Origin of the sequence: Natronorubrum aibiense, assembly GCF_009392895.1 — an archaeon.
In the GTDB taxonomy this organism is placed as follows: Archaea; Halobacteriota; Halobacteria; order Halobacteriales; family Natrialbaceae; genus Natronorubrum; species Natronorubrum aibiense.
This window is the reverse complement of the sequence record NZ_CP045488.1, coordinates 500,608-519,955: the sequence shown is the minus strand read 5'-3', so window position 1 is coordinate 519,955 and position 19,348 is coordinate 500,608. Positions and strand designations below refer to the sequence as shown.

Sequence of the window (19,348 nt, the reverse complement as noted above, 5' to 3'; positions counted from 1 at the left end):
TTACTCGAGCAACTCGGCCGTCGTCGCGACCGTCGCGAACTCGCCCTCGAGGTGGGCCAGCGCGGTTCGATGGACCGTCTCCGCGTCGAAGTGGTCACCGTCGAACGACCGGTCGAAGGTCGCAGTCGCGTCGGCGACGACCGTCACGTCGAAGCCACGATTTTCGGCCATACGAGTAGTCGTCGAGACACAGTGATCCGTCGTCAACCCGGCAAGCACCAGATGCTCGAGGCCGCGTTCGTGCAGCCATTCCTCGAGTCCCGTGTCGATGAACGCGCCGTTGACCGATTTGACGAACGTCGCTTCGCCCTCGAGCGGGGCCGTCTCGGGTTTAAACGCGAAGCCGGGTTCGTCGCCGCGCAACGGCGAATCGGGTTCGGTCGAGTCGTGACGCACGTGGACGACCGGGCGAGTCGTCTCGTGCCAGCGCTCGAGCAGGCGCGCCGCGTTCGCTTCGGCGTCGGGGTTGTTCCGCGTGCCCCAGCCGTCGGCGTCGAACCCCGTCTGGAAGTCGATCAGGACGAGGACGGCGTCCTCGAGCGTATGAGCAACGTCGCTCATGGCAGTCTGGCGGCGGGTTTCGGGTGATCCCGCGTGACCGTGATCGGACACTCGTCGGGCGCCTGCTCGTCGTCCGACGAGAGCATGTACTGGTGCCACTCCCGGTCGCCCTCGACGCCCCAGTCGCCGATATCGGCATGGGGACAGACGCCGTCGTACTCCTCGATTCGGTCCTGAATGACGTCGCGCGCGTGCTGGCCGGCGTCGGTGTCGGCCGTCACGCCGAGGTTCTCGAACAGCGTTCGGGGCTGAAACGTGATCTCGAGGCCGATGGGACAGTAGCGGCTCTTTCGGCGGTCGTAAAACGGCGCTCGGCAGGTCGGGAACATGGGCTCACCGCCGAGACTGAACTCCCAGTGAGGATCGTCCGGATCGGTCGGGATGTCCTCGGGCCACGGCTCGGGGTCGTGCAGGTGCAGTGTCTGGAGGATGTGCCAGAGCGACTCGTGGTATTCCCGCTCCGAAAGCGGCACTTCGGGTGGCTTGAAGAACGTGACGAGCGAGGCCCGATCGGAGTGATCCTGATAGACGTCGAGGTACTCGAGGACCCGATCCCGTAGTGTCAACAGCGCGTCGGCGTCGCTCATCGAGGGGACGGCGGTATAGAGTGGTTCACCCTGCTGGACCGACTCGACGCCGAAGTAACACGGGAACGGGCTCCCGTTTCGTTCGCCGAGCAGCCCCTCCTGAAACGACTCCCAGTGATCGGCGACCCACTCCGGGGCGTCGCCATCGCGGACCCGCTGGTCCAGCGTCTCCTGATCCATCAGCGATTGGACTCCCGGCTCGTTCATACTCGACCCTTGGCGCTCGCAGAAATGTATGTTTAGGTTCGATTCGGTATTTCGACCGCCGAACATATGAGGGGCCAGCAGTCCACTACACGCGCTCGATGGCATCGCCTACTTGCACGACGCCACCCTCGAGAATCCGCGCGCGAAGCCCGCCGCGGTGGACCAGTGCCTCACGAACGCCCTGTCGCTCGAGGTGGGCCTCGAGATACGAACACGGCTCGCAGCGCTCGGTCCCCTCACAGACGAGTTCGCCGATTCGGAACCGCTCGCCGATGAGGTGGTTCAACGTGACCCCTTCGGTCGTGAAATTTCGTCGGTGGACGCCCGACTCGAGGGGGATGTCGTAGTCGCGCTCGACCGCCTCGAGTGCCTCGCATTCGATCAGTGTAAGGTCGCTGCCCGCCCGGTCGGCGAAGGTTCCTTCGGTGTCGAAGTAGCGGTCGCCCTCGAGACCTCGGCCGGCGACTGCACGCACTGATTCACGCGGTTCCATCGGCGCACCCTGTTCGGCGGCGACGTGGATCGCGCGGATCGTTCCAGTCCTCATCGATCGGTGCGACGGCCGCGAGCGTGGTATATCGAACGTTTCTCGTACGGCGTCTCCACGTGCCTTCCCCTTCGCTTATTGCCAGCGACGGTTTCTCGAGGCTGTGATGTCGACGCCGCGGCTGTAGTAACAGACCGGCGAGCCGCCCGCCGGCTCGAAGCCGTTGGCCTCGAAGAGGGTGTTCGTCTCGATCGTCGCCGACGCCTCCCGGAGCGTCCAGGGCTCGTGGTCGATGTCGGCGTAGCGAATCGCGCCGTCGCGCCCCGTCGTGTAGTAGCGATAGCGCTCGGTGAGAAACGCCGCGAGCGAATCCGGGTCGGGAACGTACGCTTCGCCGACTGGCGTGTACGTCCCCGAAAATCTGGCGGGGAACGCACCCGGATGGTGACGGGCGCTTTCGAACGCGATCGCGCCGTCGGCTGCGGTCAGGTCGATGTCGGCGACGTAGTACGGCAGGTGGTGACAGAGACGCGCACCGAGGACGCCGAGCAGCCCCTCGGCGTCGAGACTGAAGAAGTAGACGCCGGGTTCGCCGTCGCACGTGACGTACGTTCGGAGGTTGAGTTCGGGCAACTCGAACCCGACACGGCCGGGAACCCCACGCGGGCGGACGTCGACGTTCAGGTACGGCACGACCGAGAGCCACGCCCGGCCGTCGTACGTGTCGACGCTGAGGCCGTCGGGAAGGCGCGTCGCGACGACGTCGGGATCGACCGGCCAGTTGGCAAACAACAGGTGTCGCCACCCCATCGCGATCGGTAGCACCATACACGACGTTGGTCGTACCGAGGTTTCAACTCGCTGCCAAACGAGTCATACTAACTCAGACGGTCTCGGGCAACCAGCCGCCGTCGACTTCGATGTTTTACATCCACCTTTTTACTTCGTCGGGGGCTCTCGCCGTGCTCGAGCCCCGCTCCTCGCAACAATCTGGCTCAAAAACGTCCCGCGGCGCACAGCGCCGCGGCTCGATCACTTACACGGTCTCGGGCAGCCAGCCGCCATCGACCTCGATATTTTCGCCACTGATATACCCACTGTCGGGATCGAGGAAGAAATACAGCGGGACGATCAGGTCCTCGAAGCTCGCGGGCCGGTCGCGGGGCAACTCGTCGGGGAACTCGTCGGAGTTCTCGACGACATATGGTGAGATGGCGTTGACGGTGATTCCGTCGTCTTGCGTGTCGGCCGCGAGCATCCGCGTGAACAGCAACACGCCCGCCTTCGCGACGAAGTAGGGGAAGTTCTTCGGGCTGACGAGGCCCCGCTCGCTCGAGGCGTAGCCGATATTGACGATGCGGCCGTATTCTTGATTGCGCATGGCTGGAAGCGCGCGTTTCGAACAGAGATAGGTGCCGTTGAGGTTGGTCTCGAGCACCCGATTCCACGTCTCGAACTTGAGGTCGGCCCAGTGGACGGGCGCGAAATCGCCGACGTTGTTCACGAGCACGTCGACGCTCCCGAGTTCCGACTCGACGGCCCGGAAGAGTTCGTCGACGCTCTCGGGATCGGTGACGTCGCCCTGAACGGTCATCGACTCACGTGCGCCGCGGGCCAGCGCGTCCGCGACCACCTCGTCGGCTGCGTCCGCACTCGAGTGGTAGTGTACGGCCGTCTTCGCGCCACAGTCGGCCGTCGAAAGCAGGAGTTCGCGGCCGACGCCTTTCGCACTGCCCGTCACGAGCACCGTCCGTCCCTCGAGGTCGGGTCCGTCCATACACGATGGTCGACGACCGGGTGGAAAAATCACACGGGCATCGCACTCGAGTCGATCAATCGTCGACCGGACACCGTGTTGACAGTACGTCGAGAGTTTAAATAGGAGGCGAAATATAGTCGGTCCATGACGCTCGATACTGTTCTGCTCGCTGTTGGACCCGGTGACGCCGACCGAATCGACGAACTGGCCGAGGCTGTCATCGAAGTCGCGAAACCGGCCGATGCCACCGTCTCGCTCGCCCACGTCTTTACGAGTAGCGAGTACGACGAGGTGGTAGACCGCCTCGACTTCGACGCTGGCATCGACGAGATCGATCCGAACGAGGTCGCAACGCGGCATTCGACGATCCACAATCTCGCTGCCGCGTTCGACGAGCACGACATCGACTACGAGATCAGCGGCGCGATCGGCGAACATGGTCCGACGATCGTCGATCTCGCAAGCAGCGTCGACGCCGACCGGGTCATCGTCGGTGGCCGTCGGCGATCGCCGACCGGCAAAGCGGTCTTCGGCTCGACAGCTCAGGAAGTCCTTCTCTCGGCCCCGTGTCCGGTGACGTTCGTCCGAAATGATGAGTAAGTCAGCTCCCATACGGACCCGGGTGTCGGCCCGTATTCGGGACGCTTCGATGTGACCTCCTCCTCGCCGTAAACGGCGAGGCTTCCCACGGCACCGCACCGTTAGGTTGGGATATTTGCTGGTTTACGACCTGTCGGCATGACAGGCCGCTGGCAGGGCCACACTGCCGTTACTCCTATCCCGGCAGGGGACTCGGAGTTATCTTGCTGACCGAGACACCACAGCGGTTCGAGAGGGAGTCTCTAACGTTCTAGGTCTCGAAATCCCGATATTGTGCATTTGAGTGGGCGGTGTGACCGCCTCGGTGTACGTCATGCTACGGAGCGATTCGACTTATATATACATTCTGCTGCTGAACGGTGGTTGTGTTGGCGTTGTCAGATTCACTCCCGTCCTCAGAACGCTTCGCGTTCTGATGTGCGAACGAGAGCTCCGCTCTCGTCAACGCCGTAAACGACGGGATTCTCTCCTCGCAGATAGATAGCCGACGGGGCTACCGCCAGAATACTGTGTCGACGAGAATACTTAAGCAGGTGGCACTACCACTGTGCTGATATGGCGATCGATACGATACTGCTTGCAGTCGGGCCGATGGACACCGTCCGCGCCGAGGAACTCGCCGACACCGTCCTCGAGATCGCAGAGCCACTCGATGCGAAGGTCGTGATCGGCCACGCCTTCACCGAAGACGAGTACGAAGACATCCACGACGACCTCGGCATGGACGCCCGTGTCGAAGACGTCGATCCCGACGAAGTCGCCGCCAAACGCGCCCCAGTCGGCGATCTCGAGGAGATCTTCGCCGACGCCGGCGTCGACTACGAGGTCAAGGGTGCACTCGGCGAGGTCAGCAGTAAGGTCGTCGACATGGCGATCGACGTCGATGCCGACCGAATGGTCGTCGGCGGCCGACGACGCTCGCCCGCTGAAAAGGCCGTCCTCGGCTCCGTCTCTCAGGAAATCATTTTGCAGGCACCGTGTCCGGTCACGTACTTCCGTGACCTCGACGTGATGGAGTAAGTCGCTCACTGACGTTTTTCGGACCGTTTCGAGCGAGCCGACGAGATGGTGTCTCATGAGCGCTGATCTATTGGAACTATTACTCGTTGTCGAGTACGATCTGTGTAGTTAAGTACGGCGACGGTCGTCTTTAGGACAAGATGGACTACTACGCGGGCGTCGATCTCGGCGCGACGAACGTTCGGGCAGCCGTCGCGACGGACGACGGAACGACGATCGGGTTGGATCGTCGAGCCACCCCACGCGGTCCGACGGGAATCGACGTCACGGAGGGCGTGCTTCGAACGCTTCGAAGTGCCTGCGGCGACGCTGGGATCGCACCCGAGGAGGTCGTCGCGGCTGGAATCGGCTCGATCGGTCCGTTCGACCTCGCGGAAGGGGCTGTCGTCGATCCGGCGAACCTGCCGGATTCGATCGACCGCATCCCGCTGACGGGCCCGATAGAGAAACTGATCGATAGTGGGGAGGTCTACCTCCACAACGACACGAACGCGGGCGTCATCGGCGAGCGCTTTCACTCCGACCGCAACCCCGACGACATGGTCTACATCACGATCTCCTCGGGGATCGGTGCCGGGGTCTGCTGTGACGGCGTCGTGATGGACGGCTGGGACGGCAACGCCGGCGAGGTGGGCCACTTCGTGGTCGACCCGCACGGGCGCCTGACCTGTGGCTGTGGTCGCGACGGCCACTGGGAGGCCTACTGCTCGGGCAACGCGATCCCGAACTACGCCCGACTGCTCGCCGAAGACGATCCGACGATCTCGACCGACATCCCGCTCGAGAGCCCAGATTTTTCCGCCAAAGACGTCTTCGAGTTCGCCGGCGAGGACGAACTGGCCGACTACGTCATCGAGCAACTCGCCCACTGGAACGCGATCGGCGTCACGAACGTGGTTCACTCCTTTGCGCCGATCGTGGTCTCTTTTGGCGGGGCCGTCGCCCTGCACAACGAGGAGTTGGTCGTCGATCCCATCCGCGAGCGCGTCTCGGAGATGGTGATGACCAACGTCCCCGAAATCCGTGTCACCGACCTCGGTGACGACGTCGTCCTCGAGGGCGCAATCGCCAGCGCGCTAACCGGAGGGACGGGCGACCGCAAGCGGCTGTAACCGTCGTATTCGCTCTCGCTCGCGGTCCCATCATACGGACTGCTGTACGTCGTTACCGGTGCAACCGCGACCGTCCTGCGGTTGCACCAGTACATCGTTACAGTAGACCGTATCACTGGCTGCACCCGACCACGCCTTACTTGACCGCTCGGACGCAGGATCACGTATGCAGCGGAGAGCGTTCCTTCGAGCAGGCGGTGTCGCCGGCGCGACGGTGGCCCTCCCACAGTCGGTGACGGCGTCGACGGCTGCCGCCGACGGGTCGGACACCGGGCCGCTGGGTCGCGTTGACGTCGAGGGCGCTGCCGAAGCCGTCGTCGGTGACGACGGCGAGACAGCGTATCTCGCCGCCACCACCGGGTTCGCGACCGTCGACATCAGCGACCCCACAGCGCCCGCCGTCCTCGCCGAGCGCCTCGACCTCGAGGCCGATGGCGCGCGCATGACCGAACTCCTCGATGTGGCCGTCGACGGCGACCGGCTAGCCGTCGTCGGCCCGGCCAACCCGAGAGACGACGGCACCTTCCACGGATTCGTGCTCTACGACGTGCGCGATCCCGCCGACCCCGTCGTCGTCGGCGACCCCTACGAAACCGGCTCTCACATCCACAACTGTGCGCTCGAGGACGACCTGCTCTACGTCGTCGAAAACGACACCGACGGCCACTCGCTGGTTATCTTCGACGTCAGTGACGACCCTGAAGAAATCGGCCGCTGGTCGCTGCTCGAGCACGAGCCCGAGTGGGCGGATGCCTTCTGGCTCGCGCGATATCTCCACGACGTGACGATCCACGGCGACATCGCTGTTCTCCCCCACTGGGACGCCGGCACGTACCTACTCGACGTCAGCGATCCGACCGCCCCCGAACTGCTCTCACGGGTTCGCGAAACTGACCTCGAGGCCCAGCGGGACCTCGGAGATCGGGAGGCGTACATGGGGCTACCGGGCAACGACCACTACGCGATGCTCGGTGACGGTGGTGACCTCCTCGCAGTCGGTCGCGAGGCCTGGTCGGTGGATGGTGACGCGCCGGACGGGCCGGGCGGAATCGACCTCTACGACGTCAGCGATCCCGCCGAACCGGAGCGGCTGTCGACGATCGACGCCCCAGCGGCCGACGACGCGTCGTACTACGGCGGCACGTGGACGACCTCGCACAATTTCGATCTGCACGACGGCCGTCTCTACTCGTCGTGGTATCAGGGCGGCATCAAAGTACACGACGTCAGCGACCCCGGCGCACCTGAAGAGCGCGCCCACTGGCGCGACGCCGACACCGCGGGCTTCTGGACCGCTCGCGTCGCCGACCCCAGCGAGACGCTCGTCGCGAGCAGCACGCCGCTGATCCCCAACGCGGACACCGAGGGGGCGCTGTACACGTTTTCGACCGACCTTTCTCTCCCGGACTCGAGTACGGGACTTCTCGACTCGGTTCCGGGATTCACTGGCTCTGCCGGCGCTGTCGGCCTCGCGGCCGGAGCCGTCGGCCTCGAGTGGCTGCGCAGACGCCGCGGAACCGACGGCCAGTAGCCGCTGCTACCCCGCCCAAACGTTCAGGAACAACCGTGATGGTCGGTAGCAGACGTCAAAACCTTATTGATCGCTCGAACCCCTAGCTCGTACAATGACAGATTCCGACGCCAGTTCCGACGCCAACGCCGAACCGTCACTCCGCGAGCGCGTCGAACGCTGGCTCAGCCGCGAGATGCCGATCATCCAGATGCACGGTGGGACGAGCGCCGTCCGTGAGGCTGACCCGGAGACCGGTGAAGTCATCATCGAACTCGGGGGCGGCTGCAAGGGGTGTTCGGTGAGCAACATCACGACGAGCAACATCGAGGCCGAACTACTCACGTGGCCGGAAATAGACGATATTACGGTTCGCGTGCCAGACGCTCGCGAGAGCCTCGGCGGTCCCGACCAGGCCGAATCGATCATGGGTGTCGACCGCACCGAAGGCGGCCGCGGTGACTGGGGCTCGTCGAACCCCGGAAAGGACCACCTCTAGCGCCGGCTTCGGCGATTTGCTTCACCGTTTTGCGACCGATCACGTCTCCGTCCCGCGATCTCCGGATCGTGCGTGCTACGATAGCACGGTCGGAGAGTTTTGGGAAGTCCTATACCCTTTTACGCTCCTATTACGGAACCGTACACCATGACGACGCGTCGACGCCCGAACGAAGGAGGTGACGGCAGTGAGTGACGACCCCGTCGACGAGGACGAGACGGAGACGGACGGCGGTGTCCGTGCGTACACCGTTCGACTCGAACTCGTCGATGAACCCGGTGAGTTACTTCGCGCGCTTTCACCCATCGCCGACAACGGCGGCAATCTGCTGAGTATCCATCACGAACGCGGTAATATGACCCCGCGCGGGCACATCCCTGTGGAGGTCGACCTCGAGTGTCCGCCCGACCGATTCGACGGCATCGTCGACGCCCTTCGCGACGCTGGCGTCAACGTCATTCAGGCCGGTGCCGAACACTACGGCGAGGAGATCAGCGTCGTCCTCGTCGGCAACCTCGTCGAGCGCGACCTCTCGAACACCCTCTCGCGGATCGAAGACGAGGCCGACGCCGTCGTCCGTGACCTCTCGCTTGCCGCACCCGAGGGCACGGACGCCGTCTCGAGCGCCCGCGTTCGACTCGCGATCGACTCCGGACGCTCCGACGCTGCGCTCGAAGCGATCCGTACGATCGGCACGGACAAGGAACTCACTGTCGTCGAACCACTCCTCGGAGGTGATGCCTGATGCAACTCGCAATTCTCGGTGCCGGAGACGTCGGCCGCTCGGTCGCCGACCTCGCCGGTGAGTACGGACACGACGTCGTTGCGCTCGCTGACTCGACGACCGCCGCGGTCGACGACGATGGAATCGACATCGCCGGCGCGCTCGAGCGGAAAGCCGGCGACGAACCGCTGGGCTCGAGCGACCCCACAGACGTCTTCGACGCCGATTACGACGTCCTCGTCGAGGCGACCCCGACCACGCTGGGCGACGCCGAACCCGGCTTCTCGCACGTCAAACGCGCCCTCGAGGCCGACCGCCACGTCGTGTTAGCCAACAAAGGCCCCGTCGCGGAACGCTACGAAGAACTCCGCGCACTCGAGGCCGACAGCGCGGGCTCGATCCGTTTCGAGGCCACCGTCGGCGGCGCGATTCCGGTGTTGTCGACCATCGAGGACTCGACACCACAGGCCGTCACTGCGGCTCGTGGCGTTCTGAACGGGACCGCGAACTTCATCCTGACCCGGATGGCCGCCGAGGGCCTCGACTACGAGCACGTCCTCGCGGAAGCCCAAGACCTCGGTGTGGCTGAGGCCGACCCGACGTTCGACGTCGACGGCACCGACGCCGCGCTCAAGTTCGTCATCCTCGCGAACGTCCTCGCCGACGGCGGCTTCTCGCTCGAGGACGCCACCGTCGAAGGCATCCAGAACATTCCCGGCAGTGCCCTCGACCTCGCCGCCGAAGACGGGCGCACGATCCGCCTCATCGGCGAGGCGACCCGCGACGGCGTCCGCGTCGGCCCGCGACTCGTGCCCGAAAACGGCCCGCTGGCCGTCACCGGCACGCGAAACATCGTCCAGATCGAGACGCGAAATGCCGGCTCGCTTCACTCGAGCGGCCGCGGCGCTGGCGGCCCGGAGACGGCGACTGCCGTGCTCTCGGACGTCGGCCGACTCCCGCCGCTGTAGTCGGCAGGTTCCGCGTCGACTTCTCTTATTTCTCGCGTGTACTCGTGCACTGTCCCTTTCCGCTGCCGAGCGTTGCACACCGCATCGAGTGCCCGGTGCCGGTCGGTCGTCCTCGAGTCACTTGGTTTGCGATCATCACCGTGTCTGAACGTCCCATGTCGTGTGAATACTAGACAAACCGCAAGAAGGCGGCGTGATCGGCTGAACACGCTTTCGAAATGGTTTTAACCGCAACGAGCAAAAGGGACCGATATAAGCGCCTCTGCGCGTGAGCTACAACAATGAGCGAACAACACCAGAACCTGGCCATCATCGGTCACGTTGACCACGGGAAGAGTACGCTCGTGGGACGCCTCCTCTACGAGACGGGGAGCGTACCAGAGCACGTCATCGAACAGCACCGCGAAGAAGCAGAAGAGAAGGGCAAGGGCGGATTCGAGTTCGCCTACGTCATGGACAACCTCGCCGAAGAGCGAGAGCGTGGTGTCACCATCGACATCGCCCACCAGGAGTTCTCCACGGACGCCTACGACTTCACCATCGTCGACTGTCCTGGCCACCGCGACTTCGTGAAGAACATGATCACGGGCGCATCCCAGGCAGACAACGCCGTCCTCGTCGTCGCCGCTGACGACGGTGTCGCGCCCCAGACCCAGGAGCACGTTTTCCTGGCTCGTACCCTCGGTATCGACGAACTCATCATCGGCGTCAACAAGATGGACGTCGTCGACTACCAGGAATCGACCTTCAACGAGGTCGTCGAGGAAGTCGAACAGCTGCTCAAGCAGGTTCAGTTCCAGACCGACGGCGCCTCGTTCATCCCGATCTCGGCGTTCGAAGGCGACAACATCGCAGAAGCCTCCGATAACACGCCGTGGTACGACGGCCGTACCCTGCTCGAGGCACTCAACGACCTGCCGGCACCGGAGCCACCAACGGACGCACCGCTCCGACTCCCAATCCAGGACGTCTACACCATCTCCGGCATCGGTACCGTCCCAGTCGGACGTATCGAGACCGGTGTCATGAACATCGGCGACAACGTCTCCTTCCAGCCATCGGACGTCGGTGGCGAAGTGAAGACGATCGAGATGCACCACGAAGAGGTGCCAAAGGCCGAGCCCGGTGACAACGTCGGATTCAACGTCCGCGGCATCGGCAAGGACGACATCCGCCGTGGTGACGTCTGTGGTCCAGCCGACGACCCACCAAGCGTCGCCGAGACGTTCCAGGCACAGGTCGTCGTCATGCAGCACCCATCCGTGATCACGGCCGGCTACACGCCAGTCTTCCACGCCCACACGGCTCAGGTCGCCTGTACGATCGAGTCGATCGACAAGAAGATGGACCCCGCAAGCGGCGAGGTCGCCGAGGAGAACCCCGACTTCATCCAGTCGGGTGACGCTGCTGTGGTCACCATCCGACCACAAAAGCCCCTCAGCATCGAGCCATCCAGCGAAATCCCAGAGCTCGGGAGCTTCGCCATCCGCGACATGGGTCAGACCATCGCGGCCGGCAAGGTCCTCGAGGTTCACGAGAAATAAATGCAGCAGGCACGCGTTCGACTCGCGGGCACGAGTCCAGACGACTTAGACGACATCTGTGACGACGTCCGCGAGATTGCGAACAACACCGGCGTCAACCTGAGCGGTCCGATCCCGCTGCCGACGAAGACCCTCGAGGTGCCGACCCGGAAGTCGCCTGACGGCGAGGGCACCGCCACGTGGGAGCACTGGGAGATGCGCGTCCACAAGCGCCTGATCGATCTGGACGCCGACGAACGCGCACTCCGACAGCTCATGCGCATTCAGGTGCCAAACGACGTCTCCATCGAGATCGTCCTCGAAGACTAACGGCCGATCGCGATCGGAATCCGTTTTTCACCGTTTTCTTTATTTCACAGAGAGCGACCGCGTTCGATCGGTTCCATCCCACATCGTCGTGAGGACTTTTGGTTCTCGCCACCGACGGTCCGCTATGACGCCTCGCTCACGGTCGCGCTCGAAATCCAGCGACCGCTCCGGGACGACCGCCAGCGGTTCGGAGAGCCCTATCTACGAGTTGGTCGTCGTCTTCGTCGTCATCTTCGCACTCCAGCAGCTGACGGCCCTGATCAGTCTCGGCTTCATGGCTGGACTGTTCGTCCTCACGCCACCGCTGTCGGCGAACCCGTGGACAATCGTCACGAGCGTCTACGCCCACGGCAGCGTCGGTCACTTGCTCTCGAACAGCCTCGCGTTGGTCGTCTTCGGCTGGCCGGTCGCCCGGGCGACGACGCGACTGCGCTTTCACGCTTTCTTTCTCGTTACGGGTGCTATCGCTGGCGTTGTACAGATCCTCGTAACGAACGCCGCGGCGGCGATCCCGCTCGTTGGTGTCGCCGGCACTGCAGGCGTCCTCGGTGCTAGCGGCGCTGTTTTCGCGCTTCTCGGCTACCTCGTCGCTGCGAACCGACTCTCGAGCGGGCTGCGATCGGTTGTCGACGTTCCACCGTGGCTGGCCGCCGTCATCGTCATCGCGCTCGCTGTGGCCGTTACGCTCGCGACCACGGCCCCCGGCGTTGCACTGCTCGCTCACTTCTCGGGTTTCGTCCTCGGACTGCTCGCCGGGCGCGCTCGCATCCTCTCGGTCGACTCACGTCGCACCGTCGCGTAGCTCGAGTCACTGTGAGGATCGCTGTCGCTCTGTCTCCGAAACACAAGCTACAAATACAAACCCCGGGTATGAATGCTCGAGGGCTCGTAGATCAGTGGCAGATCGCTTCCTTCGCAAGGAAGAGGCCCCGGGTTCAAATCCCGGCGAGTCCATCACCATTTTGTAACGTTTCGAATTACGTCGATAGTCGCAGCCTTAGCGACTGACGCTCCATTATGAAGTAGCGCTCGACCGTACAAACACCCCCTCAAGATCGAGTGATTGCCGGTGCGGGTTTCGCCTCCGTGATGGCTGGCGATTTGCGCGAAGGAAATCGGGGGTGGTCGGCGTGACGATCTCGCTTCGGTCGTCAGTCGATGACTCGAGTTGCCGTCACTGCGACGCTCATGTCTCCGACCGGTTCAGCCGCGTGTTCGGTGACGACGCCGATCACGTCCATCGCTGTTCTGAGTGCGACACCTACGCGTGACTGAGCCGCGGCTCCGCAGCTGGGTGGACGTCGGGATTCCAGATCCGGAGACGTCGCCCGGCCGTCACGGAGGCGAGGCCGATGCGTGAGTAATCGTTCGTTCCTGCGAGTCGGCTGTACGACGTCGGGAGTCAGACTCCCATCGCCCATCCGGCCCGTCAAGCGATCGACGATGCCGTACGGCGTGCGCTCGAGCAGCAAGAGAGTTGGGCTGATGGTGGTACTAATCAGTCGATCGACCGAAACTCGGTTCCTCCACAGGGACAGTCGGACCCCGTTCCGATCAACCGGATTGCCCCATCTGGCCACCGACGAGCAGCGTACGGTGTACGACAGTCGGTACAGATGGCGATAATTCGGTTAACATCTTCTATGCCTTTCATAGGGTTTCTACGTTCAGCTAACGTCTTTGCTGTAGCACCCAACTGGTTAGGGCTGCATCTCGATCGATCGGGAGAAACAGACACTACTCACGAGCCCGGTGGTGCGCGATGAGCGTCGACGGCGATCGCAATGGTCGCAATATCGAAGCGGAACTCGAGAGTCCAGCAGCTGGTCACTTCGGCATCCCCGTCGACGCGAAGTGCGTGGGCTGTAGGCGCGTTCGAATCAAACGCGCTACCCTCGAGGAGCTGGAACAGGTGCCACACGTCGATCCAACCACGCTCGAGACGAGTGATCTCACAGCGTTCAAGCACGTCTGTCACTCCTGCAAGGGCACGACGTGGTGGAATCCGGTTGCGGTCCTGACTGGGTTGCTCGAGTCGGAGCAAGGTGAGTAGCGGTGTCGCAAGTCGAGACGACACCGCACGAGATCGAGGGCCGCTGGAAATGGGCCGACTGGGGCCGCGGACCGTACGATGCGCTGTCGTCGGTGATGCTCGGTGTGCCGTTCGAAGGCTATCCCGAATATGCACACGAGATCGGAAACGCCGTGTGCATATCGCGAGTCGATCGTCACCTCGAGCCGGGATTCATCTCCGATGGGCCGACAGATCACCCCGTTTTGGGCCGATATGGGCCGTTGAGTGAGCCGAGAAAACGAGGATTTCGGGGGTCGTGTGTACGAGTATGCGAATCAGAACCGACGGCGACTACGCGTATCGACGGAATGCGATCGAGCGAGCAGCTGACTTCTACGACTGCAACAAGACGAAAGCCGTGGTCAGTGCCTGCGATGACGTCCCGCATTTCGTCCGCGCTATTCAGCAGGTCCTCGAGCGAGATGATCTGACGCTCGAGCAGCGACGGGAAATCGCCGAGACGCTGAGTACTCGAGCGGTGAGTTTTGATGTCGACACGACTGTCTCAGTGGTGACGAAAGGAGAGATGTGACCCTCGAATTGAGCACCCCTTCTCAAATGATTATACTCTAGAATACTAGTGTAACAGCTCTCAACACGTCTGGTTTCGGCAGTCCTAAAAACATTGAGCCATACCATTCCAATGGAGGTATGGAACCGACAGTAACCCGCGGGGTAGCGTTGAACCGTCCGGCAAATTCACCGATACGTATCTCGTTCGGTCTGTTCTGGCTGGTTGATCTCGTCGCCACGGTGTTCCTCTTTCTCGTCCCGTATGCAACCGAACTCAATCCGATTACGACCACCTTCTACGCGGCGATTGGATTACCCGGCGTCGTTCTTGCGGGTAGCATTTACGCTGCTGTCGTCGTCTTGATCGGACACTATCTCTCGAAACCATACGATGCGCTGTTCGCTACAGGTGCTGTTCTCGTGTACGCATTCTGTGCGAGCAACAACGTCATCCTCCTAATGAGCGGGCAAGCACCCCTCGAGATGCTAGTCATATAGACTACGAAAACCGCTCAGAAGATATCGCCGATCGCGATCTTCGCCTGTTGGGTCCCGCGGTGATCGCCGCCACCGTGCCACCGGAGCAACGGGAGATCGCTCGAGCGAACCATCTTGTCTTTCAGCACGGTCAACCCACTACGACCGTGGGGCTTGTAGACGACAAAGCAGTACCAGCCGTCCGCTTGGCGTAGTTTCTCGTGGTACGCTCGGTAGACTTTGAAGTTTCCCGGCTGGCCGTTGGCATGTTCGATCATCGTGCCAGCTGGCTCGCTCAAGGTCGAACCGACGCTTGCGAGCCATGCGTTTCTCGACGGCCGTGCTGAAGTGGTTCGCTCGCTTCGATCGACTCCGTGATATCCGCCGTCGCGCTCGAGTCCGCGCCGTCCATCCAGTCGACCGAGACCGTCAAGTTGCTCGAGTCGTCGAAGACAGAGGTGCTCCATGGGCTTGCACAAGACTCGGGAATCGGAAATCACCTCTCTCGAGACGGAACGGCCGCCAGCACGTTCATCAAGACGTTTCGAGACACGGACGACCACATCGTTGCGATCCTCGACGAGGTCGACGTCCTGGAAGACGAGACACTCCTGTTGGGACTCGGCGATCTCCCGAACGTGACGATCGTCGGTATCACGATCGACGAAGACGACTTCTTCTCCAACTACCAGCTGAATGGGCGGGTCAAATCTAGCTTCTCGAGTGCCGAGACGCTTCGGCTTCGGAAGTACACACATCAAGAGTTAGTCGACCATCCTGCTGGCGCGGATCGACGCGGGGCTTCGGCCCGGCGTGATCACGATGGATGTCGTCGAGTACATCCCGATATCGCAGCTGGTGATGCTCGAGAGGCGATCAAGCACCTCGAGAAAGCCACCAAGCGTGTCGTGCGAGACGATCGATCGCAGATCAGGCACGACGATGTTAATGCAATCCACGGTGCAGCCCGGACCGATCTGCGACAGGATCACATCGATACCTTGGGAACGCACAAGCGGTTGTTGTACGATATCGTCGCCGACGCTGGCCGGATCGGTGTCACGGATCTCTATGCAACGTACGAGGAACGGATCGGTAATCCAAAGCCGAACCGAACCCGTCGACGGTATCTCTCCACGCTCGTCGATAAGTACGGCTTGCTCGAGACTACCGGGACGGGAAGAGGAAAGAACTACTCGATTCCGGATCTCTGACGGCGGTTTTGTTGATACTCTCTGGCTGGTTTATTTGACACCCCCATAGCGGTCAGTACTGGGTAGCCATTATTCGTATCTACTTGCTGGAAGCGTTGATAGCACTCATTCGTCGTTTTTGACGACTGCGAACCAAAAGTCCTCGACCTCCTGTACAAACTCGATGAACTCCTCGGCCTCGACTGGCTTTTGAATATACTCATCTGCGTCAATACCACTCGACTTTACAAGATCTTCACCGGCCTTGGAACCGGTGAGAACTATTACTGGAATCTCGCTAAGAGCTTCCTCGGATTCCAGTTCGGAGAGAACATCCTGGCCACTCATTCCGGAGAGCTGTAGCTCAAGCAAGATGAGATTGGGCCTTGGTGCGTCTTCATAATCACCACGCTGATAAACGAAGTCGAGAGCTTCCTCACCATCCGTTACGGCGTGAACAGCATTCGCGAGCTTTGCGTCTCGGAAGTTCTCCTCGAAAAGCCGAGTGTCACCGGGATTCGGCTCGACAAGTAAAATATCGATGGCTTCCCCAATATCGTTGTTATCACCATTGTTCATGGGTGCCATACTAAAGCCTGAAGCTGCAAGGTTAAAACTGCAACTCTAACGACTACAATACAGGTGAGCGTGTCATAGAACTGTCCTCAAGGGGGGGGGGGGGGAGGTATTTTCACCAAAAATTCGTCGAATAGGCTGTTGGATAGATCCTGCGTATCTTTCATCGACCGGTTCCCGTGCAGTCCTTGCCGATTTTTCACTCAGCGACTCTATGCTACTGCATCACATAGATCTACTGGGGTGAAGATCCTATGGCCCAAGCCACACCATCCAAGCACAAACAGGTGATCGAGCGGTATCTCGAGGCGTTCAACGAGCAAGATGTGGACGCGTTGCCGGAGCTGGTGACTGAGGATGTCCTTGTTCAGGGATTAATCGGTGCCGATGGAGATGTGAACGGTATCGAAGAGTATGGCGAATGGTGGACGGAGACGTTGTCTGGGATCCCTGATGCCCATATCGAACTGGAAGATTACTTCGAGTCCGGGGAGAAAGTTGCTGCACGCTGGACCTTCACTGGAACCCAAGAAAACGACCTCTTTGATATTCCTGCGACGAACCGGTCCTTCGAGATCACAGGTCTGGCGATCTTCCGGATGGAAGATGAAAAGATCGCCGAAAAAAGGTATCAACAGGACGATCTTGGCATGCTCCAACAACTCGGAATTGTCGAGGAACACTAATATTCTCCCGAATTCTCCTGCCCACTCGGATACTGGTCGCAGCGACGGTTCGTATCGAGCTATCAAAATCCTGTGGTAATGTTCCGATCTCCCGTCGATGATGACTACACCCTCTGTATCTATCACTTCGACGGGGACGAGAAGCATTCTATGATACGCTGTGTAATCTGGTGATTTCGCCAATTGTCTGCTTTATTCATGGCTGGTCTCGTGAATAATGGGTGTTGGGAACTGTTGTATGACACCCTCCTACAGGTGTCTAATTCTCTTCGTCACGCGTGAGGGAGTAAGGAACCTACCCAGTAGAAACCCTGCCGCGATGAGTGACAACTGATTCAGAATATTTACAATTCTAATTAGTACATCTGTTGCACCGCTCAGTTCGCAGCTGTAATGAGCGTGTGTTTCACGCAAAAAACATCTAAAGAATAGACTTTCAACAGAGCCGTACTACTCTGTCCCGTCGTACTTCTCGGACATGCATCTGACCGAAGTTGGTAGTCAGTGATAACACAAATCCATTGATGATTGTCTGATAGAGATATTTCAACACACCAAATTCTGTTGGAACGCTGCTTATGATCCTCCAATCTCTTTCTCAGACAATGATAATCGATACAGACCGCCTCTTTTGCGTGCCGGACTCTTCCTCCAGCGACTCCCCATCCGACGCACCATCGAAGTTGTCCTCAAATGAAGTTTTCCAGATCCTCCAGACTAACCGTAGAAGAGACGTGATTGACTATTTATTAGCCAAAGAGGGTCCCGTCAAGATGGGACATCTCGCTGAGGTCATCGCAGCGAAAGAACATGAAACGACCGTTGCACAACTGACCCCTACCCAGCGCCAGCGCGTCTACATCTCACTCTATCAGACACATCTCCCGAAACTCGACGAGAAAGGAATCATTGACTACAACAAGCCCCGCGGAATCGTGCGCCCGGCCGATCGATTGGAACTCTTCCAGTCCTATCTCGAGGCGGCGAACTCGCGCGACGGCGAGCGCCGGGAATCCGATCTTGACTCTCTCGGTTCGCGTACCGCCAAAACTACTACGTAACAACTATTGGAGCGAGCGCGAGCCTGCTGATCGCCTCCGTGGGCGGCCTGCTGTTGATCCCTGATCAGACACTCGTTGCGCTCATCACTACCCTGTTCATTCTGGCGACAGTTGCGACGACGTTCTCAAACTTCCGGTCAGCGACCGAGTTCAATGTCACTACATCTACCACAGTAACGTATAGTGTACAGACTGTCCAATAGCGCGATCGCTGCCGATTATGTAACTGGGTAAGGGTGGCGGCCAGGGATCACGACCCATCTTTGTGAATAATGGGTGAGTCAGAACGAAGTGATATGTAGACGGCCGTCCGAAGTGGGATTTAGCCGGGCTGCCGTCCACATCAGCTATACCAGCAACTGGTACATAATCCTGAATCCAACATATGTTGGACTTCACTGTGAAGCGACAATGTCGAGTGATCTGGACCTCCCCGATAACCGACGAAATCCATGTGTGTTGTATCCACGACCTATGACGGGCTGAGTTATAGAATTCGTATCTGCATCAGTGCCTGCTGTCGGCCATCAAAGGCCTAACCTCTAAATCCTCGACTATGGTAGCCACTGCTAATGTCTGCCGAGGAGTCTCTTAACTCTGCGTCCGAGCAGATCATCAAGCAGGACGAGACCTACACGCATGAACGGCATGGCCCCGTCAAAGTCACCGGAATCTGGCAAGGCGTCCGCAGCGTCGATCAGGCACGGGACACGACGGAGGAGAACATGATTGTCCTTCGGTACACCCCCCTCGAGTCGTCGAACCACCGAACGTCTCTTGATTGCGTCGATACACTCGACGAGTTTCTCGACGCAATCGACACGTAGGTGTAGTGAGAGTGTCTTTCACGCGGGATTAGCTCTGAATACCAGGACTTCAAG

23 protein-coding genes, 1 tRNA gene and 3 pseudogenes are annotated in these 19,348 nt (G+C 60.7%); 20 read left to right on the top strand and 7 right to left on the bottom strand.

Features of this window, described 5'->3' with window-relative positions; genetic code table 11:
• The 5 genes from GCU68_RS02665 to GCU68_RS02645 all read right to left on the bottom strand — a co-directional run bounded on the left by GCU68_RS02665 (window position 1) and on the right by GCU68_RS02645 (window position 3,619).
• Window positions 1–561, bottom strand: coding sequence for a cysteine hydrolase family protein (locus GCU68_RS02665; protein WP_152938918.1), 561 nt, complete (start codon window positions 559–561; stop codon window positions 1–3).
• Complete coding sequence (locus GCU68_RS02660) at window positions 558–1,355, bottom strand: YqcI/YcgG family protein (RefSeq protein ID WP_152938917.1); 798 nt, start codon at window positions 1,353–1,355, stop codon at window positions 558–560. The genes GCU68_RS02665 and GCU68_RS02660 overlap by 4 nt, the downstream gene beginning before the upstream one ends.
• An 85-nt stretch (window positions 1,356–1,440) precedes the next feature.
• Window positions 1,441–1,902: an MOSC domain-containing protein gene (locus tag GCU68_RS02655; protein WP_152938916.1), complete on the bottom strand. Its 462-nt coding sequence runs from the start codon at window positions 1,900–1,902 to the stop codon at window positions 1,441–1,443.
• Window positions 1,903–1,977: 75 nt separating this feature from the next.
• Window positions 1,978–2,670: a YqjF family protein gene (locus GCU68_RS02650; protein ID WP_152938915.1), complete on the bottom strand. Its 693-nt coding sequence runs from the start codon at window positions 2,668–2,670 to the stop codon at window positions 1,978–1,980.
• A 208-nt stretch (window positions 2,671–2,878) separates the two neighbouring features.
• A complete protein-coding gene (locus GCU68_RS02645) occupies window positions 2,879–3,619 on the bottom strand; it encodes an SDR family NAD(P)-dependent oxidoreductase (protein WP_152938914.1) in 741 nt (246 codons plus the stop codon).
• A gap of 126 nt (window positions 3,620–3,745) precedes the next feature.
• On the opposite strand from GCU68_RS02645, the gene GCU68_RS02640 reads away from it, so the two are divergent.
• From GCU68_RS02640 to GCU68_RS02575, 16 genes and pseudogenes are all read left to right on the top strand, one after another.
• The gene (locus tag GCU68_RS02640; RefSeq protein ID WP_152938913.1) at window positions 3,746–4,201 is read left to right on the top strand and encodes a universal stress protein; all 456 of its coding nucleotides are present in this window, start codon (window positions 3,746–3,748) and stop codon (window positions 4,199–4,201) included.
• Between the two features lie 555 nt (window positions 4,202–4,756).
• Window positions 4,757–5,221, top strand: coding sequence for a universal stress protein (locus GCU68_RS02635; RefSeq protein ID WP_152938912.1), 465 nt, complete (start codon window positions 4,757–4,759; stop codon window positions 5,219–5,221).
• A 140-nt stretch (window positions 5,222–5,361) separates the two neighbouring features.
• Window positions 5,362–6,333, top strand: coding sequence for an ROK family protein (locus GCU68_RS02630; protein WP_152938911.1), 972 nt, complete (start codon window positions 5,362–5,364; stop codon window positions 6,331–6,333).
• 166 nt (window positions 6,334–6,499) lie between these two features.
• Window positions 6,500–7,864, top strand: coding sequence for an LVIVD repeat-containing protein (locus GCU68_RS02625; RefSeq protein ID WP_152938910.1), 1,365 nt, complete (start codon window positions 6,500–6,502; stop codon window positions 7,862–7,864).
• 94 nt (window positions 7,865–7,958) lie between these two features.
• A complete protein-coding gene (locus GCU68_RS02620) occupies window positions 7,959–8,342 on the top strand; it encodes a NifU family protein (RefSeq protein ID WP_152938909.1) in 384 nt (127 codons plus the stop codon).
• 178 nt (window positions 8,343–8,520) lie between these two features.
• A complete protein-coding gene (locus tag GCU68_RS02615; protein ID WP_152938908.1) occupies window positions 8,521–9,087 on the top strand; it encodes an amino acid-binding protein in 567 nt (188 codons plus the stop codon).
• Window positions 9,087–10,034 (top strand): homoserine dehydrogenase, encoded by a 948-nt coding sequence (locus tag GCU68_RS02610; RefSeq protein ID WP_152938907.1) that lies wholly within the window; start codon window positions 9,087–9,089, stop codon window positions 10,032–10,034. The genes GCU68_RS02615 and GCU68_RS02610 overlap by 1 nt, the downstream gene beginning before the upstream one ends.
• A gap of 281 nt (window positions 10,035–10,315) precedes the next feature.
• The gene (tuf, locus tag GCU68_RS02605) at window positions 10,316–11,578 is read left to right on the top strand and encodes a translation elongation factor EF-1 subunit alpha (protein WP_152938906.1); all 1,263 of its coding nucleotides are present in this window, start codon (window positions 10,316–10,318) and stop codon (window positions 11,576–11,578) included.
• Window positions 11,579–11,887, top strand: a complete 309-nt coding sequence (gene rpsJ, locus GCU68_RS02600; RefSeq protein WP_004215311.1) for a 30S ribosomal protein S10 — start codon at window positions 11,579–11,581, stop codon at window positions 11,885–11,887.
• A gap of 124 nt (window positions 11,888–12,011) precedes the next feature.
• Entirely contained in the window at window positions 12,012–12,689 is a 678-nt protein-coding gene (locus GCU68_RS02595) for a rhomboid family intramembrane serine protease (protein ID WP_152938905.1), read from the top strand.
• A gap of 80 nt (window positions 12,690–12,769) precedes the next feature.
• Window positions 12,770–12,841, top strand: a tRNA-Ala gene (locus tag GCU68_RS02590).
• A gap of 167 nt (window positions 12,842–13,008) precedes the next feature.
• Window positions 13,009–13,247, top strand: a pseudogene (locus tag GCU68_RS21560) (DUF7563 family protein).
• 402 nt (window positions 13,248–13,649) lie between these two features.
• Entirely contained in the window at window positions 13,650–13,940 is a 291-nt protein-coding gene (locus tag GCU68_RS21050; RefSeq protein WP_161991494.1) for a hypothetical protein, read from the top strand.
• Window positions 13,941–13,942: 2 nt separating this feature from the next.
• Window positions 13,943–14,083 (top strand): annotated as a pseudogene (locus GCU68_RS22160) (DUF7845 domain-containing protein); the annotation flags it as partial.
• A 146-nt stretch (window positions 14,084–14,229) separates the two neighbouring features.
• Complete coding sequence (locus GCU68_RS02580; protein ID WP_152938903.1) at window positions 14,230–14,493, top strand: DUF7692 domain-containing protein; 264 nt, start codon at window positions 14,230–14,232, stop codon at window positions 14,491–14,493.
• Between the two features lie 119 nt (window positions 14,494–14,612).
• A complete protein-coding gene (locus GCU68_RS02575; RefSeq protein ID WP_152938902.1) occupies window positions 14,613–14,972 on the top strand; it encodes a hypothetical protein in 360 nt (119 codons plus the stop codon).
• A gap of 14 nt (window positions 14,973–14,986) precedes the next feature.
• Here GCU68_RS02575 and GCU68_RS02570 read toward each other — a convergent pair.
• Window positions 14,987–15,275, bottom strand: a pseudogene (locus GCU68_RS02570) (hypothetical protein).
• Between the two features lie 50 nt (window positions 15,276–15,325).
• Here GCU68_RS02570 and GCU68_RS02565 point away from each other — a divergent pair.
• The gene (locus GCU68_RS02565) at window positions 15,326–16,165 is read left to right on the top strand and encodes a Cdc6/Cdc18 family protein (protein ID WP_227014906.1); all 840 of its coding nucleotides are present in this window, start codon (window positions 15,326–15,328) and stop codon (window positions 16,163–16,165) included.
• A gap of 105 nt (window positions 16,166–16,270) precedes the next feature.
• Here GCU68_RS02565 and GCU68_RS02560 read toward each other — a convergent pair whose 3' ends face one another.
• Window positions 16,271–16,723: a response regulator gene (locus tag GCU68_RS02560; protein WP_394352489.1), complete on the bottom strand. Its 453-nt coding sequence runs from the start codon at window positions 16,721–16,723 to the stop codon at window positions 16,271–16,273.
• A 251-nt stretch (window positions 16,724–16,974) separates the two neighbouring features.
• Between GCU68_RS02560 and GCU68_RS02555 the strand changes: the two genes are divergently transcribed.
• The 3 genes from GCU68_RS02555 to GCU68_RS02545 all read left to right on the top strand — a co-directional run bounded on the left by GCU68_RS02555 (window position 16,975) and on the right by GCU68_RS02545 (window position 19,294).
• Entirely contained in the window at window positions 16,975–17,406 is a 432-nt protein-coding gene (locus GCU68_RS02555; RefSeq protein WP_152938900.1) for an ester cyclase, read from the top strand.
• A 578-nt stretch (window positions 17,407–17,984) separates the two neighbouring features.
• Window positions 17,985–18,467: a DUF7344 domain-containing protein gene (locus GCU68_RS22155; RefSeq protein WP_449411963.1), complete on the top strand. Its 483-nt coding sequence runs from the start codon at window positions 17,985–17,987 to the stop codon at window positions 18,465–18,467.
• Window positions 18,468–19,039: 572 nt separating this feature from the next.
• Window positions 19,040–19,294, top strand: coding sequence for a hypothetical protein (locus tag GCU68_RS02545; protein ID WP_152938899.1), 255 nt, complete (start codon window positions 19,040–19,042; stop codon window positions 19,292–19,294).
• The last annotated feature ends 54 nt before the right edge of the window (window positions 19,295–19,348 follow it).

Bases quoted from the DNA above. Each gene is read 5' to 3' on its own strand.
- GCU68_RS02650 (WP_152938915.1), bottom strand. From the start codon at position 2,670: ATGGTGCTACCGATCGCGATGGGGTGGCGACACCTGTTGTTTGCCAAC.
- GCU68_RS02625 (WP_152938910.1), top strand. From the start codon at position 6,500: ATGCAGCGGAGAGCGTTCCTTCGAGCAGGCGGTGTCGCCGGCGCGACG.
- GCU68_RS02545 (WP_152938899.1), top strand. From the start codon at position 19,040: ATGTCTGCCGAGGAGTCTCTTAACTCTGCGTCCGAGCAGATCATCAAG.
- GCU68_RS02660 (WP_152938917.1), bottom strand. From the start codon at position 1,355: ATGAACGAGCCGGGAGTCCAATCGCTGATGGATCAGGAGACGCTGGAC.
- GCU68_RS02580 (WP_152938903.1), top strand. From the start codon at position 14,230: ATGCGAATCAGAACCGACGGCGACTACGCGTATCGACGGAATGCGATC.
- GCU68_RS02610 (WP_152938907.1), top strand. From the start codon at position 9,087: ATGCAACTCGCAATTCTCGGTGCCGGAGACGTCGGCCGCTCGGTCGCC.
- GCU68_RS02635 (WP_152938912.1), top strand. From the start codon at position 4,757: ATGGCGATCGATACGATACTGCTTGCAGTCGGGCCGATGGACACCGTC.
- tuf (WP_152938906.1), top strand. From the start codon at position 10,316: ATGAGCGAACAACACCAGAACCTGGCCATCATCGGTCACGTTGACCAC.
- GCU68_RS02560 (WP_394352489.1), bottom strand. From the start codon at position 16,723: ATGAACAATGGTGATAACAACGATATTGGGGAAGCCATCGATATTTTA.
- GCU68_RS02620 (WP_152938909.1), top strand. From the start codon at position 7,959: ATGACAGATTCCGACGCCAGTTCCGACGCCAACGCCGAACCGTCACTC.
- rpsJ (WP_004215311.1), top strand. From the start codon at position 11,579: ATGCAGCAGGCACGCGTTCGACTCGCGGGCACGAGTCCAGACGACTTA.
- GCU68_RS02595 (WP_152938905.1), top strand. From the start codon at position 12,012: ATGACGCCTCGCTCACGGTCGCGCTCGAAATCCAGCGACCGCTCCGGG.
- GCU68_RS02665 (WP_152938918.1), bottom strand. From the start codon at position 561: ATGAGCGACGTTGCTCATACGCTCGAGGACGCCGTCCTCGTCCTGATC.
- GCU68_RS02555 (WP_152938900.1), top strand. From the start codon at position 16,975: ATGGCCCAAGCCACACCATCCAAGCACAAACAGGTGATCGAGCGGTAT.
- GCU68_RS02575 (WP_152938902.1), top strand. From the start codon at position 14,613: ATGGAACCGACAGTAACCCGCGGGGTAGCGTTGAACCGTCCGGCAAAT.
- GCU68_RS02630 (WP_152938911.1), top strand. From the start codon at position 5,362: ATGGACTACTACGCGGGCGTCGATCTCGGCGCGACGAACGTTCGGGCA.
- GCU68_RS21050 (WP_161991494.1), top strand. From the start codon at position 13,650: ATGAGCGTCGACGGCGATCGCAATGGTCGCAATATCGAAGCGGAACTC.
- GCU68_RS02640 (WP_152938913.1), top strand. From the start codon at position 3,746: ATGACGCTCGATACTGTTCTGCTCGCTGTTGGACCCGGTGACGCCGAC.
- GCU68_RS02645 (WP_152938914.1), bottom strand. From the start codon at position 3,619: ATGGACGGACCCGACCTCGAGGGACGGACGGTGCTCGTGACGGGCAGT.
- GCU68_RS02655 (WP_152938916.1), bottom strand. From the start codon at position 1,902: ATGAGGACTGGAACGATCCGCGCGATCCACGTCGCCGCCGAACAGGGT.
- GCU68_RS22155 (WP_449411963.1), top strand. From the start codon at position 17,985: ATGATCCTCCAATCTCTTTCTCAGACAATGATAATCGATACAGACCGC.